At 43.3% G+C, this 15751-nt stretch carries 11 protein-coding genes; 5 read left to right on the top strand and 6 right to left on the bottom strand.

All coding sequences use genetic code 11. The features are described 5' to 3' along the window. Positions 1 to 12 precede the first annotated feature (12 nt). Genes V6M43_RS11950 through V6M43_RS11935 form a run of 4 tightly spaced genes read left to right on the top strand, consistent with a single transcriptional unit; the run spans position 13 to position 5052 of the window. A complete protein-coding gene (locus V6M43_RS11950) occupies positions 13 to 1671 on the top strand; it encodes a serine hydrolase (protein WP_332735533.1) in 1659 nt (552 codons plus the stop codon). 25 nt (positions 1672 to 1696) lie between these two features. Continuing rightward, a complete protein-coding gene (locus V6M43_RS11945) occupies positions 1697 to 2281 on the top strand; it encodes a DUF3109 family protein (RefSeq protein ID WP_332735531.1) in 585 nt (194 codons plus the stop codon). Positions 2282 to 2323: 42 nt separating this feature from the next. After that, on the top strand, positions 2324 to 3703 hold the full coding sequence (locus V6M43_RS11940) for a LutB/LldF family L-lactate oxidation iron-sulfur protein (RefSeq protein ID WP_332735529.1): 1380 nt from the start codon (positions 2324 to 2326) through the stop codon (positions 3701 to 3703). 5 nt (positions 3704 to 3708) lie between these two features. Then, positions 3709 to 5052: a polysaccharide deacetylase family protein gene (locus V6M43_RS11935; protein ID WP_332735527.1), complete on the top strand. Its 1344-nt coding sequence runs from the start codon at positions 3709 to 3711 to the stop codon at positions 5050 to 5052. Here V6M43_RS11935 and V6M43_RS11930 read toward each other — a convergent pair. The 6 genes from V6M43_RS11930 to V6M43_RS11905 form a co-directional block, all read right to left on the bottom strand. Beyond that, positions 5015 to 5968, bottom strand: a complete 954-nt coding sequence (locus V6M43_RS11930) for a DMT family transporter (protein WP_332735525.1) — start codon at positions 5966 to 5968, stop codon at positions 5015 to 5017. The two genes, V6M43_RS11935 and V6M43_RS11930, sit on opposite strands and share 38 nt — an antisense overlap. Continuing rightward, the gene (purH, locus tag V6M43_RS11925; protein ID WP_332735523.1) at positions 5968 to 7572 is read right to left on the bottom strand and encodes a bifunctional phosphoribosylaminoimidazolecarboxamide formyltransferase/IMP cyclohydrolase; all 1605 of its coding nucleotides are present in this window, start codon (positions 7570 to 7572) and stop codon (positions 5968 to 5970) included. The genes V6M43_RS11930 and purH overlap by 1 nt, the downstream gene beginning before the upstream one ends. A gap of 33 nt (positions 7573 to 7605) precedes the next feature. Then, on the bottom strand, positions 7606 to 9684 hold the full coding sequence (locus V6M43_RS11920; protein ID WP_332735521.1) for a ComEC/Rec2 family competence protein: 2079 nt from the start codon (positions 9682 to 9684) through the stop codon (positions 7606 to 7608). Positions 9685 to 9765: 81 nt separating this feature from the next. Next, the gene (locus V6M43_RS11915) at positions 9766 to 10416 is read right to left on the bottom strand and encodes an NAD(P)H-dependent oxidoreductase (protein WP_332735519.1); all 651 of its coding nucleotides are present in this window, start codon (positions 10414 to 10416) and stop codon (positions 9766 to 9768) included. 173 nt (positions 10417 to 10589) lie between these two features. Next, a complete protein-coding gene (carB, locus tag V6M43_RS11910) occupies positions 10590 to 13415 on the bottom strand; it encodes a carbamoyl-phosphate synthase large subunit (RefSeq protein ID WP_332735517.1) in 2826 nt (941 codons plus the stop codon). Between the two features lie 124 nt (positions 13416 to 13539). Next, positions 13540 to 13755 carry a hypothetical protein gene (locus V6M43_RS11905; protein WP_332735515.1) on the bottom strand — a complete coding sequence of 72 codons (216 nt, stop codon included), beginning with the start codon at positions 13753 to 13755 and terminating at the stop codon, positions 13540 to 13542. 273 nt (positions 13756 to 14028) lie between these two features. Here V6M43_RS11905 and V6M43_RS11900 point away from each other — a divergent pair, with 273 nt between their 5' ends. Continuing rightward, positions 14029 to 15729, top strand: coding sequence for a M23 family metallopeptidase (locus V6M43_RS11900; protein WP_332735513.1), 1701 nt, complete (start codon positions 14029 to 14031; stop codon positions 15727 to 15729). Positions 15730 to 15751 lie beyond the last annotated feature (22 nt).

Here is a 15751-nt window from a genome sequence, read left to right as displayed (position 1 = left end):
AAACCTCTCCAAATGAAGCGATCTTTCTATTTCGTAATTCTGTTACTGATGTTATCGGTATCCGGACTTTACGCCCAGGGTTCTGCCACCAGGAAAGAACTGGAAAAAGATTTTGATAATGTCCTATCCCAGATCTATAAGCAAGGTGGTCCGGGATGTGCCGCACTGATAACCGAAAAAGGCAAACCGCTTTACAGAAAGGCATTTGGAATGGCCAATATTGAATTGGGTGTACCCATGAAACCCGAAATGGTTTTTCGTATCGGGAGTATTACCAAGCAGTTTACGGCAATAGCTATACTTCAGTTAATGGAGCAGGGTAAGCTGTCACTGCAGGATGAGATAACTAAGTTCATCCCCGACTATCCTGTCAATGGAAAGAAGATCACCATTGAGCATCTCCTGACCCATACTTCAGGAATCAAAAGTTATACATCCATGCCTTCATTTGAAACCATTATCAGGAAGGATATGAAGCCTGATGAACTGGTGGGCTTTTTCAAGAATGAACCCATGGATTTTGATCCGGGTGCAAAGTTTCTTTACAATAACTCGGGGTATTTTCTTCTAGGCGTTATCATAGAAAAAGTTTCCGGAATGAGCTACCCACAATACCTCGAAAAAAATATTTTTAAACCGCTGGGTATGGTGAATTCTTATTACGGCACAGATACGCGCATCATTCCCAATCGGGCCGCTGGCTATCAAAACGGGGAAGCAGGTATTGTGAATGCTGACCAGATGAGTATGACATTGCCATATGCCGCCGGATCCATTCAGTCAACCGTTGACGATCTTTTTCTCTGGCATAAGGCTGTACATGGATATAAGCTTGTGAAAAAGGAAACATTGCAGAAGGCCTTTTCGCCCTATAAACTGGCTGATGGAAATATTTCAAATTATGGCTATGGCTGGGCGTTTGGTCAGGTACAGGATGCCGCACTTATTGAACATGGTGGAGGTATTAATGGTTTTACAACCAGCTCAATGTACCTGCCGAAGGAGGATATTTTTGTTGTTTTGTTTACAAATACCACGCATGTGGGGCCTGATATGGCTGCAACAAAACTTGCTGCCATTGCGATGGGAAAACCTTTTAAGGAGTATAAGGAAGTGAAACTGGCTGCTGCAAGTTTGAAGGAGTATGAAGGTGTTTATGACAATGATAAAGGTGAATCAAGAGTAATTACGGCAGAAGGGGAAAAGCTTTATAGCCAGCGTGCTGGTGGAAATAAATTCCAGTTGAAGGCTGCCGGGAATGATGAATTTTTCTTTGACAATTCGTTAAGCACCCTCACATTTCAAAGAAAAGCTAACAAACCGGAGTCGATCCTTTTCAAATCAAAAGATGAAAAATCTGAATGGAAAAGAACCACTAAACCAATTCCGGTAAAAAAGGAAATTGCTATAAGCGCTACCGAACTGGAACAATATATTGGAGAATATGCATTATCTCCTTCTTTCAGCATTACAGTTACCAGTGAAGGGGATCGCTTATTTGCACAGGCAACCAATCAACCCAGGTTTGAAGTATTTGCTGAGTCGCCAGATACTTTCTTCCTGAAAGTAGTGGAGGCAAAGATCCAATTTTTGAAATCCGGGGATGGCAAAGTGAATGCACTTTTACTTCACCAGGGTGGACAGAAGATGGAAGGGAAGAAGATCAAATAAGATACCTTTGCAAAAAGGCAGATAAATGATCGTAATTGATAATACGCTTGTTAGTGATGAAGTGCTGGAGGAGAAATTTGTATGTGATCTTTCCAAATGCAAGGGTGGGTGCTGTGAGGACGGTGATACCGGTGCGCCACTGGAAACTGCTGAGTTGGATATCATCAACGAGGTTTATCATATTGTTGAACCCTACCTTACTAAAGAAGGTATAAACGAGATCAACCGGCGAGGAAGGTACCAGTATGATTCTGAATTTGGTTGGGTTACACCTGCTGTAAATGGCGGCATGTGTGCTTACGGTTACCGCGATGCCGCCGGCATACTTAAGTGCGCTTTTGAACAGGCTTACTATGACGGAAAGATCAGTTGGAAGAAGCCAATCAGCTGCCATCTTTTCCCTATACGTATCAAAGTGGGTAAGGAGTATGATCTGGTAAATTATGAGCCGCGTGAATCACTTTGTGACCCGGCATGCTACCTGGGCAAGAAACTCCGTGTGCCAGTTTATCAATTTCTTAAGGAGGCCATCATTCGTAAATATGGTGAGGAATATTATGAAGCGCTTGATGCCTATTATCAATTGTATCACCCCACCAATAAAGCCTGAACTTAATTCAGTATTTTCATTGACCAAACCAGCATCGTATACATGAGCGATATAAAAGAAGATTTTCTTGCGAAAAGCAAAGTACGGGCACAGGACCTTGAGCACAGGCGAAAAATCAATTTTAATATTGGTAAGTATAATGCTGTTGTACCAATTGGGAAACAACAGTTCTCTGATCTTCACCTTGCACGCGAAAGGGCAAAAAATATCAAGTGGCGTGCTATAGAAACCCTCGATCAGCAACTGGAAAATTTCGAGACAGCATTTACTGCCCGAGGCGGGAAAGTAATATGGGCAGAAGATGCTGCAGGGGCAAGGAAAGAAATTCTTCGGATCTGCCAGGAACGTAACTGCAAGACCCTGGTTAAAAGTAAGAGTATGGTAACGGAGGAAATCAAGCTGAACGAATTTCTCCATGAAAATAAGATTGAAAGTGTAGAGACCGATCTTGGTGAATATATTCAGCAGCTTGATGGCGAAGCGCCATATCATATAGTTACCCCGGCAATGCATAAGAGTAAAGAAGATGTGGCTAAGCTCTTTGCTGAAAAATTGGGAACAGATATAAACCTGACGCCGGAACAACTTACACTTGAAGCAAGGGCACGTTTAAGGAAGAAATATGTAGAAGCAGAAGTTGGACTAACAGGTGCCAACTTCATCATCAGCGATGTTGGCGCCATCGCACTAACCGAAAATGAAGGCAATGCCCGCCTGAGTTGCTCCTGGCCTAAAACGCATATAGTGGTGGTTGGCATTGAGAAAGTAATCCCCTCAATGCAGGACCTGGCCTTGTTCTGGCCATTGCTGGCCACTTATGGAACGGGACAACAACTTACTGTTTATAATACAATTGTTTCCGGACCAAAGCAGGCGGATGAAGTAGATGGTCCACAGGAAATGATCGTCATTTTATTAGACAATGGACGTACCAATATCCTGGCAAATCCCAAATCGCGGGAGAGCTTATATTGCATCCGTTGCGGTGCATGTTTAAATGCATGTCCGGTTTATAAAAATATCGGTGGACATAGTTACGGTACCACCTATAGCGGACCAATTGGTAGTGTGATAACGCCACATCTCAGAGGTCTGAACGAATGGAAGCATCTTAGTCATGCATCATCTTTATGTGGCAATTGTACTGAGGTATGTGCGGTGAAGATCAACCTGCATGAGCTGTTGCTTGAAAACCGCCATGAGGCAGTGGAAGAAGGGCATGCTACGTTTACAGAAAAGCTTGCCTGGAAAGGGTGGAAAATTGCCGTTATGAACAGGAAGTGGATGAATAAAGGGAATGCTTCAATGAAAGACTGGATGGTAAATAAAGTTTTTAAAGGTTGGACAGCGCACCGGGCCGACTTAAATTTTCCTCAAAAAAGTTTCAACCAACGCTGGCGCGAAAAAAACAAGTTGTCCTGAGTTCTATGTTAATATACGCTGAACAGCTAAGCTCCCGGTTGGAGTATATCGTTGACCTTGTCAATGCAGAACTCTTTTCAGAGCCGGCTGTAATAACTACAAGTCCGGATGTTTTCCGCCATTATGATGGTGTCAAAATAAATTACAGTCCGAAACCTGTAGCAGAAAAAGAGTTTCATATAATTCCTCACAACCTTCTGTTCGAGGAAGATATCCGTAATCAGTCTCCCGTTTGTTTTGAATGGCAATCACATAAAGTATTTTTCAAAACAGCAGTTTCTGGTGATGATCCCGAACCCGATATTCCCTTTGATATTTTTGCAGCATGTTTTTATTTGGTAAGCCGATACGAGGAATACCTTCCGCATGAAAAAGATTCCTATGGCAGGTATCCTCATACTTCCTCATTGGCATACAAGGAAGGCTTTCTCCAGGATCCCCTTGTAGATTACTGGTTATTGCGCTTGCAGGAACTATTGCAATCGCGTTTCAGTGGTGTATTATTCAGACGCAGGAATTTTCGTTTTGTGCCCACCTATGATATTGATATCATGTACGCGTATAAAGGCAAAGGACTCAAACGAAATATTGGTGGGATATTCCGCAATATGATGCATGGCCAGTGGCCATTAGTGAATCAGAGGATAGGCGTTTTGAGAGGTAAACAACGCGATCCCCATGATGCCTATGAATGGTTAGATGCCTTGCACCTTTATTGCCGGGTGAAACCAATTTATTTTTTCCTGGTAGCACAACAACAGGAGGGTTATGACAGGAATCTGCCTACCGAACTGCAAGCATTCCAGGACCTTATAAAATATTATGCTACTGCTTATGAAGTGGGATTGCATCCTTCATGGCGAAGTAGTGTATCACCTGGTGATAATATTCTAAAGGAAGAGAAAGAATGGATGGAAGTGATTACTGATATTCCAATAGTACAGAGCCGGCAGCATTATATAAAATTCGATTTGCCTCATACATATGAGCGATTGATTCGGGCAGGTATTAAGCGCGATTATTCAATGGGCTATGGTAGCATCAATGGATTCAGGGCTTCTATCAGCAGCCCTTTCAGATGGTTTAATCTTAACAGTAATACAGCTACAAATCTCGAGATCTGGCCTTTTTGTTTTATGGATGCTAACGCGTTTTATGAACAGAAACTTAGTCCCGGCCAGGCTTATACAGACCTCATGCGATACTATGCATCGGTTAAAAAAGTGAGGGGCACATTCATCACGATCTGGCACAATAACTTCCTTGGAACTGATCCGCTTTACAAAGGCTGGCGTGAACTCTACGAGATCTTTATGAAGGAAGACGCTTACTGGGATGCTGGCGCCTGAACGACTCATTTACCATATACACGCCAATAATCGCCACCAAACCGCCGATAGTAATAAAGGCATTTAATTTTTCATCAAACAACCATGCGCCAATCAATATGGCAACAATGGGATTTATATACGCATAGATAGATACCTGTTCTGTTGGCAGGTGTTGCAAAGCATAGAGATATGCCATAAAAGCAAGTACAGACCCCGCTATAGCAAGGTAGGCGATAGAGAGCCATGATTCGAGCGGTATCTGGCTTATCGGTATATGATCTCCGGTTAATCGCGTAATTCCTGTAAGAGCTATTCCGGAAATAAGCATCTGCAATCCAATGCTGAAGTAGGGATTAAATGATGCGGCCTGCTGTTTGGTATAAAGTGTTGCAAAGGCCCATGACAGCGTTGCTGTAACCGAAAGAAATATCCCAAATCTAAAGTCGGCATTGAAAAAATCCTGTAAGTGGTCATAGAAAATGATACAGATTCCAGCAAAGCCCATTATGAATCCAATAATGGCTTTGGTTGTTAGTTTCGATGTACCCGCGATCATGGCGATGATCACCAGCCATAGGGGAAACACGGCTCCTATAATGGCACCAAGTCCACTGGAAATATATTTTACTCCCCAGGTGGACAGGCCATTGCTCAATAAAAAATTCAGGATACTAAGTATGATCACCGGCCACCATTGTTTTCCTTTTGGGAAGGTCCTTCCTTTTGCTGCAAAGAATACCACATAAAGTAGTCCGCCGATTAATTGACGGATTCCTGCCAGCTGCAATGCAGGCATATGTTTTACTCCTGCCTTGGATGCCACCCAGGTTGTTCCCCAAAGAAAACTTACCAATGCCAGTGCAAGCAATGCCTTAGCATGGGTGCCTTTTTTATGAAAGGTGAGTGGGTTGGCTTGCTTTAATCGGGTTAGCATTAGTGCTTAAAATGTCGCATTCCGGTCATTACCATTGCCAGCCCATGGGTTTGGCAATATTCAATGGAATCCTTGTCGCGGATAGATCCCCCTGGCTGAATGAAGGCTTCAATTCCTGCCGTGTGGGCCATTTGAACACAATCATCAAAAGGGAAAAATGCATCGCTTGCCAGTACTGCACCTGAAAGATCAAAATTGAATTGCCTTGATTTATCGATAGATTGACGCAGTGAATCAATACGACTTGTTTGGCCGCATCCTTTACCGATCAATTGCTTGTTTTTAACCAATGCAATTGAATTGCTCTTAAGATGTTTACAAACCAGGTTGGCAAATACGAGATCGGCCTTTTCTGAAGCAGATGTTTCCCTTCCGCCAGCTTCTTCCCACTTTTCGAAATTGCCTTCATCATGCTGTTGCATCAATACCCCATTCAGTAACGATTTGAACTGGTGTGTTGATTCCAGTTCTTTGTGCTGCTGTAAAAGAATGCGGTTTTTCTTTGTACGTAGAATATCCAGTGCAGATGCTTCAAAAGCTGGTGCAATCAAAACTTCAAAGAAGATCTCATTGATGGCATTGGCTGTTGCACTGTCAATAGTTCCGTTGCAAACCAGAACTCCGCCAAATGCGCTTTCGGGGTCACCTGCCAGAGCTGCATCCCATGCTGCTTTAACTGAAGATCGGGCAGCAATACCGCATACATTGGTGTGTTTGATGATAGCGAAGGTAAATTCCGGTTGCTCATTACTGTTAGCCGGAAACTCTTTTATTATTTGTACCGCGGCATCTACATCAACCAGGTTATTGTAAGAAAGCTCCTTGCCATTCAGCTGATGGAACATATCATTTAATTTACCGTAGAAAACACCCTGCTGGTGAGGGTTTTCGCCGTAACGCATGGCTTTTGCCTCAGGAACCGAACTCAGGAAATAATTATCAAAACCAGGAGTGAAATACTGGGAGATGGCAACATCATAGTGTGCACATACTTCAAAAGCTTTTGCAGCAAGGTGGCGTCTTTGTTCAAGGGTGGTACTTCCGTTCTGGCTGCGGAGGATTTCTTCGAGGAATGAATAATCAGCTTTCGATGCTATCACAACCACATCACGATGGTTTTTTGCAGCACCCCTGATCATCGAGGGGCCTCCGATATCTATCTTCTCAATTATGGATTGCTCTTCTTTAGTGTTGGCAACTGTTTCTTCAAAAGGATAAAGATCAACAATTACCAGGTCGAGTTCCGGAATATCGAATTCCTTCATCTCTTTCAGATCCTGTTCATTATCGCGGCGACCAAGAATGCCTCCAAAAACTTTTGGATGAAGGGTCTTTACCCTGCCTCCCAATATGGATGGGTAGCTGGTAACACTTTCAACCGGCACACAGGGAAGTTCAAGTTTCTCGATGAACTGTTGTGTTCCACCTGTTGAATAAATGGTAACACCTTGCTCGTGGAGGAGGCGTACCAGGGGTTCGAGTCCGTCTTTATAAAAAACGGAAATCAATGCGGTTTGGATCTTCTTGGTCATACGATGGGTTGACTTGTTAACAGTTGCGGCAAGCAGGCAGAAATTTCCGGTTGCCCCGGATTGAAGGCGCAAAGCTACGGTTTCAAAGGGAAAAAATGGGGCCGCTTAAAGATCTATTATCAAAGCCCCGGATTGCCAGGTATTATGGTACCTGATTCCTGCTAACTCAAGCTGTTTACTCCATTCAGCCGCCCGCCATTCAGAAATGCTTCCATCCATAATTACCAGGCAGTCAGGTGGAATTCTATTCATGAAACTGCTTATACTCCTGGTATGTTTTCCCAACATCAAATAATCTGCCCCAACATTCAATAATGGCATTACATCATTTAAGTTAACTGGTATACCTAATATAAACTTTCCTGATCTGATGATTTTCGCCCCCTTGTAAATTGTCTTCTCCAGATGATAAAACCTTTGAGCATCCATCAGAGCCGGTCGGATTGAACTGTCTGGAGGATGGAACCTGGTGCTCTCTAAACCCGTGATCAATTCGGTCATGGAATGTCCTGGGAAATGATAGATAAGAATAAATTGCTGCTCCTTTCCCTCGTAAATAGATTTAAAATGCCAGGCCCCAAAAAGAATAGTTCCGAGCAATGCCAATAAAAAGTAAGGTTTATATCTATGTAATAGAAAGAGAGAGAAACAGGTAATGATTAAATATGCTGTCCATGTTTGCACCGGATGCCATTGAAGGTTGTTAAGCACAGCTCCTGGCAGCGAATTTATATGCAGAATAGCCGCATCCATTAACCTGATCAGCAGTCCGGTTATTTCACCAGCTATGCTAACGGGAATATTTATAGAGCTAAGAATCCATTGAATTATTGCAGTTACCAAAGCTATGCCAGATAAGGGTACTGCTATCAGATTTGCCACAAGAAAATACATTGGTGCCTGGTGGAATTGTCCAATACTGATTGGTAATGTAAGGATCTGGGCAGAAATTGTTACTGCTGTCAGTTGCCAGATTCCCTGCAGGATTTTGTTACGGAAATCAGCCAGGGGTTGAATAAGCGGCTGGTAAAGCACAATACTCAGCAGGGCAGCAAAAGAAAGTTGGAAACCTGCATCCCATAGCCAATATGGATTATAGCATAATAAGGCGAAAGCACCCAATGATAATGACTGAATAGCATCCATAGGTTTGTTTATCAACCTGGCAAAAAGTACAACACTGAACATGAATGCTGCCCTGGTGATAGACGCAGCACCTCCCGCAATACCACTGAACCACCAGGTTATCGCCAGGATTATTACAGCTTTTAGCCAACGTGCAAGGGGATATTTTTTTTCGGGCAACAGAAGGATATTTTGCAGCAGCAGAAAGATCAATCCAAGATGCATTCCAGATACGGCAATTACATGCACCACACCCGTATTGGTATAAGCCTGGAGGAGATCTTTATCCATTTCATTACGATATCCAATAAGCAAAGCCATAGCAAGGCCACGAGATTCTTCCGGCACTGTTTGTCGAATAGACCTTAACGCTGAGATTTGTCCCATGGCCAATAAGCGCGAAATACTAAACCCTTTTTGCCTAGAAACTAGTTTTGTATCCCCTTCCCATAAATAAACCTGATGATAGATTTTCTTTCTCTGGCAATACCTGGCATAATTGAAGCTGCCCGGATTTCCCGAATGTTTGATTGCTTTGATGCGTTTAGCAGATATCAGCCATCGGTCGCCTGGGAAAAAATCAGCTGCCTGTTGGGAGGGCAGGTATATAAGAATGGTTCCCGAGGCGGGTAATATCATCCCATTATTTGTTATTCGATAATCAACCAAGAAAGTAACTCTCCCCGATTTTTTTCCGTGGGATGCTAATGTGGCTGGACTACCCAAAACAGCAACTGTTTCAGGAAGGACATGGCCAATCCAATTCGGTTTGTTTGATATGCGGTTTTGCTGGAACAAAATTACACCCAGGCATAGAAACATGATATTTATCAGCAGTCCGATTAACCAGTTTAGTTTATGTCGGATGGTAATGGATGTGAAACGAGTGCCGAAAAGCAAAGAAGCAGTTAAAAGCAAACCGATCCATGTAAGGGATGATGTTTTTGTTATTCCACACTCCTCAGACAGCCAGTATGAAGCAAAAAGAATTCCTGCCACCAGGGGTGACAGGAATCTCAGAAAAGGAGCTTTTTTCCAGTATGGTGCTTGTTGACGCATTCAAAAAATGTTGCAACAAGCTACTAAGCCATATTTCTCCAGTCAAGCGTTAAAAAACGGGTTATCTGTAGTTTTTGGTGATCATGCCGATAATACCGACTCTTCATAAATAGTGAAAAACTCCTCTGCAGGTCGTCGCACTTTTGGCGCATTGGCCAGCATATCCTTATCGGCATCGCGGTAACCAAGGGCCAGAATCGTTACGGCAGAAAGACCCTTTTCTTCAAGTCCCAGAATCTCGTTAACCACCTTTGGATTAAAACCTTCCATCGGAGTACTGTCTACCTGCTCTAATGCAGCAGCAGCCGTTGCAAACCCCAACCCGATATAAGCCTGCCGGGCATTCCATTGGAACATTTCTTCTTCTGTCTTGCCCTTTATGCTACCCAGAATCATACTGCGGAAATCAGACAATGACTCAACCGTAACATTTCTGGTTGCGGCAATATTGTTCATATAATCATCCACCTGCTGCTCTGTTAATGTTTTCCAGGCTGCAAAAACAAGAATGGCGGCACTTTCCGTAACCTGCGGCTGGTTATAAATGCCAGGGGCCAGTTTCGCCCGCAGTTCTTCATCTTCAATAACCAAAACGTCATAGGGCTGAAGGCCTAGCGATGAGGGGGCAAGACGTATTGCCTCCAGGATATTCTTTTTCTTTTGATTATCAATGGATTGCCCATTGTATCTCTTGGCAGCATAACGCCAATTAAAATCTTGTAAATAGTTCATATCTGTATTATCATTGTGTTTGAATAGATATCAAAGTTCAAACATCGTTCCAGATTCATTTGAAAAATGTATCCATGACAAATGGACATCATTATTAAATAAGGAAAAGAAAATCCCCGGCTTTGGCCGGGGATTAATCATAGATCATATGCCATAAAGGCAATTGTTCTGAATTATTTGCTCAGATACATAGACCGGTCCTTGTATAGTTGTCTGAAATATGGATCACGGAGGTCTTTTATAAAGCGGATCGCTTCACCTGTACTCTTCATTTCCGGTCCCAGTTCCTTATTAACACCGGGGAACTTATTGAAACTGAATACCGGTTCCTTAATAGCAAACCCTTTAAGCTTCTTCTCAAATTTGAAATCTGTTAGCTTATTTACCCCGAGCATGATCTTGGTGGCGATGTTCAGGTATGGGATCTGGTATGCTTTCGCAATGAAAGGGGTGGTTCTTGATGCCCTTGGGTTTGCCTCAATTACAAACACTTTACCATCTTTTATGGCAAACTGGATATTGATGAGTCCTTTTATGTTAAGTGCCCTTGCGATCTTCTCTGAATAATACTCCATGGTTGTGATAACCAATGGGGTGAGGTTAAAGGCCGGTAATACTGCGTTTGAATCGCCTGAGTGAATACCAGCAGGTTCAATATGTTCCATCACTCCCATTACATGGAAATTTTCCCCATCAAAAATGGCATCCACTTCAGCTTCCTGGCAGCGATCAAGAAAATGATCGATAAGTATCTTATTTCCTGGAATATGTTTCAGTAGGCTTACAACTGCCTTTTCCACTTCTTCGTCATTGATAACGATTCGCATTCTTTGTCCACCCAAAACATATGAAGGACGAACCAGCACAGGATAACCAACTCGGTTAGCAACTTCCACAGCCTCGTCAACATCAAAAGCGGTACCATATTCAGGATAGGGAATTTCCAGTTCTTTCAGCATATCGCTGAATCGGCCCCTGTCTTCGGCAATATCCATATTGTCGAACGATGTACCAATGATCCTGATTCCTTTTGCGTGAAGACGCTCCGCCAGTTTAAGCGCTGTTTGTCCTCCAAGTTGTACAATCACCCCTTCCGGCTGTTCCAGTTCAACGATCTCCCAAAGGTGCTCCCAGAATACAGGTTCAAAATATAATTTATCGGCTATATCGAAATCTGTAGAAACTGTTTCAGGATTACAATTGACCATTATTGCCTCATAACCTGCTTCCTTGATTGCAAGCAATCCGTGTACACAACAATAGTCAAATTCAATGCCCTGACCGATGCGGTTAGGTCCCGAACCCAGAACAATTACTTTTTTCCTGTCGCTTCGCTTACTTTCATTTTGTCCACCTTCTTCAAAAGTACTGTAGAAATAAGGTGTTATTGCCTCGAATTCAGCGCTGCAGGTATCAACCATCTTATATACCCTCCGGATACCGGCTGCCTTTCTCTTTTCATAAAGCTCATCTTCATGGCCATCATTCATAATGCGGCAGATCTGCTCATCGCTGAATCCATGTTGTTTGGCCTGGCGCAGCAAATCTGTTGGGATATTGACGAGTTTGTATTTGGCGATTTCCTTTTCTATGTTCACGATCTTCTGGATCTCATAAAGGAACCACCGGTCGATACCATTAGTGACTTTAGAGATGGTATTAATACTGACACCCAGCATTAACGCATCTTTAATACGGAAAATCCTGTCCCATTTGGGTACCTTGATATATTCAATAAGTTCCTCAGCATGCATCTGGCTTTTACCATAATAGCCTAGTCCAACTGCATTGTTCTCCAGGCTCTGGCAGGCTTTCTGCACAGCTTCCGTGAAGCTCCGTCCGATACCCATAACTTCACCCACACTTTTCATCTGTAGTCCCAGGGTATCATCAGCTCCTTTGAATTTGTCGAAATTCCAGCGGGGTATTTTAACGATCACATAATCAAGCGCGGGCTCGAAATAGGCTGATGTGCTTTTAGTGATCTGGTTCTCCAGTTCATCCAGGTTATAGCCGATGGCCAGCTTAGCAGCAATTTTTGCGATAGGATACCCGGTAGCTTTTGAAGCAAGTGCTGAGGATCTGCTAACACGGGGATTGATCTCTATGGCTATGATCTCTTCAGTTGAGGGATTAAGCGCAAACTGTACGTTACATCCCCCAGCAAAATTACCCAGATCACGCATCATTTTGATGGCAGTATTTCGCATCAGTTGGAATGCAGTGTCGGAAAGCGTCATGGCAGGTGCTACCGTGATGGAATCGCCTGTATGAACTCCCATAGGGTCGAAATTCTCTACAGTACAAATGATGACCACGTTATCATTGGCATCACGCAATAGTTCAAGTTCAAATTCTTTCCATCCCAGCACTGCCGTTTCTACCAATACTTCGTGAATGGGGGATGCCTGCAGACCCCGGTTAAGGGCCTCGTCAAGCTCATCTTTATCATGCACAAATCCACCTCCTGTTCCGCCGAGCGTGAAGGAAGGCCTGATCACGAGAGGGAAACCGATCTGTTGGGCAAATTCTTTTCCTTCAAGATAGCTGTTGGCTGTTTTGGCTGTAGCCACAGGAACACCGAGTTCAATCATCCATTGCCGGAATTTTTCCCTGTCCTCTGCCTTATCAATCGCCTTAATGTCAACTCCAATTAACCTCACTCCATATTTTTCCCATACGCCCAGGTCCTCAGCTTCCTTAGCAAGGTTGAGGGCTGTTTGTCCACCCATGGTGGGTAAAACAGCATCAATCTGGTTTTCCTCGAGGATCTCTTCAATACTTTCAACAGTAAGAGGCAATAGATAAACCTTGTCAGCCATCATTGGATCTGTCATGATGGTGGCCGGATTGCTGTTGATCAGGATTACCTTGATACCTTCTTCCCGCAAACTGCGGGCGGCCTGGGTACCAGAATAATCAAATTCACAAGCTTGACCGATAATAATTGGCCCTGAACCAATGATCAGGACGGATTTGATAGATGTATCTTTAGGCATATTTGCGGAGAAATAAATTGCGCAAAAGTACGGCCCGGGAAGGAATTTGCCGGAAATAATTTGGAAGCACTAAAAAAAAGGCCCTCACTACTGTGAAGGCCTCTGATATATTCAGTGCTAACCATTAACTTTTGTGGTAAGCGGCCATCTCAATATCATCAAGCAATACCTTCCCTTTGCGCTGTTCGGCTTTGCGGACTGCACGCGTCATTTTTTCATCCTGTTTTGAAAGTACTTTAAAGAGGTATCTCTGCTTTGCTTCCTGACCTTTGAAAGCGCCAATTACTGAGCCTATCATCAAGGCTGCCACGATCACGGCTTTTTGTTGAAATCTGTTCATACCATTCTGTTTTACTGATTCCGCATATTGTTAAATGCTACATCCCTGCCTTATATACTTAGACAATGCTATAACAACAAACGCTGTTTCATGTTTGCAAAATGCATACCCGAAAAGCAAGTTTATTTTTATTTAACAAGTTGTTTAAACAACCAATCTTTAGAAAGCATTCCGGAAACCCGGATCATTATTTAAAGTATCCATTAAACGCGATCGGGCAAACTCTCCGAATGGTCTTAGATTTGCAGCTTTGCTAACAAAAAAATAATTTTGATGCAGAGGCTTCTGGTTTGTTTCATATTGTTATCCGTCACCGCTACTGCCCAGTTTCCCACCCTCCCCGATTATCCTAAAGGATATTTTCGTAATCCACTGAATGTTGATATCAGTCTTAGTGGAAATTTTGGTGAACTCCGTCCAAACCATTATCACATGGGCCTCGACCTTAAAACCCTTCGTCGTGAAAACCTTCAGGTGTTTGCTGCTGCCGATGGTTATGTAAGCAGGATAAAGATTGAACCGGGTGGGTTTGGAAGGGCCATATATATCAATCATCCCAATGGCATCACTTCAGTTTACTGTCACCTGAATGATTTTAATCAGGCACTTGAAAAATGGGTTAAGAATAAACAATATGAACTTGAATCATGGAACCTGAATGAAGAAGTTCCGGCCGGAAGCTTCCCAGTTAAAAAAGGGGAATTTCTTGCCTACAGCGGGAATACTGGTGGGTCGCAGGCGCCACATCTTCATTTTGAATTGCGGAGAACAAGTGACGAGGTTAATCTGAACCCAATGCTTTTCGATTTTCCTATAGCTGATAATACAAGGCCCACAATTTTGCGCTTAGGCATATATGATAGAACGAAAAGCGTTTATGAACAATCGCCCAGGATAGTTCCCCTCGCTGCTAAGGCAACCGGATCATACTCCGCCGCTCCCATAACCGTTAATTCCCCCCGGGTGAGCCTTGCAATTACTTCATATGATACTCACACCGGCTCATCTAATCTTAATGGTATTTATGAGGCGGTATTGTTTGATAATAACGATGCCGTTGTTGGATTCCGCATGGATGCCATCAGCTATGATGCCACCCGCTACCTTAATGCGCATATTGATTATCGCACAAAATCCAATGGGGGTGCTTACCTGCAACATCTTAGTGAATTGCCGGGATATCTTCACTCTATCTATACGAAGTTTAAGGGGGATGGGGTACTCGATCTATCTGACCAGCAGCCGCATGAAATTAAGATCGTTGTAAAAGATGCCTATGGAAACAGTTCCACCGCCATTACAACCATTAGGTATAATGGATCCACTGTTGCCTATGCGCCACCCTCCGGAAAAAGATTCTACCCCTTGATGGTTGATGTATTTGAATCAGACGATTGCGAGTTCATTATTGGGGAACGGACGCTTTATGATTCAGTAACAATTGCCCATAAGCGCAGTCTAAGTTCTTTGCCTGCAGTAATATCTGCAGTACATACCATCGGTGCAATTAATATCCCTCTGCAGGATGCAATGGCTGTAAGGATCAAACCTATTACTGACCCCGGAGCCGATGAACGTGAAAGGGTGGTGATGCAGCGCTTTGCCGGAACTAAAAAAGATGTAATGAAGGTGAGCTGGCAGAATGGCTGGGCGATGGCCGGGTTTCGTGACTTTGGCAGCTTCCAGTTAGTGGTTGATAGTGAACCGCCCCAGGTAATCCCTGTGGGCTTCAGTCATGGCGCCAACCTGGCCAGGTCTTCCCGCATATCCTTCACCGTTAAGGATAACCTGGATAAGTGGAAAGTGCTTCGCACTGAATTAGATGGGAAATGGATCCGTTTCACCAATGATAAAGGGCGATATTTTCACTATCGTTTTGATGAAAATTGTGGACCGGGAGATCATATACTTAAAGTAATCGCAATGGATGAAGCCGGTAACCAGGTAGAAAAAACTTTCCGATTTTCCAGATGAGAATTTAGATGTTACACAAACC

Source organism: Flavihumibacter sp. (genome assembly GCF_036676075.1).
In the GTDB taxonomy this organism is placed as follows: domain Bacteria; phylum Bacteroidota; class Bacteroidia; order Chitinophagales; family Chitinophagaceae; genus Flavihumibacter.
Note: the sequence above shows the minus strand (reverse complement) of the source record. Positions and strands in the feature narration are given on the sequence as shown.

Excerpts from the sequence above, each read along its gene's own strand:
- V6M43_RS11945 (WP_332735531.1), top strand. The coding sequence starts at position 1,697 with ATGATCGTAATTGATAATACGCTTGTTAGTGATGAAGTGCTGGAGGAG.
- V6M43_RS11905 (WP_332735515.1), bottom strand. The coding sequence starts at position 13,755 with ATGAACAGATTTCAACAAAAAGCCGTGATCGTGGCAGCCTTGATGATA.
- V6M43_RS11935 (WP_332735527.1), top strand. The coding sequence starts at position 3,709 with ATGTTAATATACGCTGAACAGCTAAGCTCCCGGTTGGAGTATATCGTT.
- V6M43_RS11950 (WP_332735533.1), top strand. The coding sequence starts at position 13 with ATGAAGCGATCTTTCTATTTCGTAATTCTGTTACTGATGTTATCGGTA.
- V6M43_RS11940 (WP_332735529.1), top strand. The coding sequence starts at position 2,324 with ATGAGCGATATAAAAGAAGATTTTCTTGCGAAAAGCAAAGTACGGGCA.
- V6M43_RS11920 (WP_332735521.1), bottom strand. The coding sequence starts at position 9,684 with ATGCGTCAACAAGCACCATACTGGAAAAAAGCTCCTTTTCTGAGATTC.
- V6M43_RS11915 (WP_332735519.1), bottom strand. The coding sequence starts at position 10,416 with ATGAACTATTTACAAGATTTTAATTGGCGTTATGCTGCCAAGAGATAC.
- V6M43_RS11900 (WP_332735513.1), top strand. The coding sequence starts at position 14,029 with ATGCAGAGGCTTCTGGTTTGTTTCATATTGTTATCCGTCACCGCTACT.
- V6M43_RS11930 (WP_332735525.1), bottom strand. The coding sequence starts at position 5,968 with ATGCTAACCCGATTAAAGCAAGCCAACCCACTCACCTTTCATAAAAAA.
- carB (WP_332735517.1), bottom strand. The coding sequence starts at position 13,415 with ATGCCTAAAGATACATCTATCAAATCCGTCCTGATCATTGGTTCAGGG.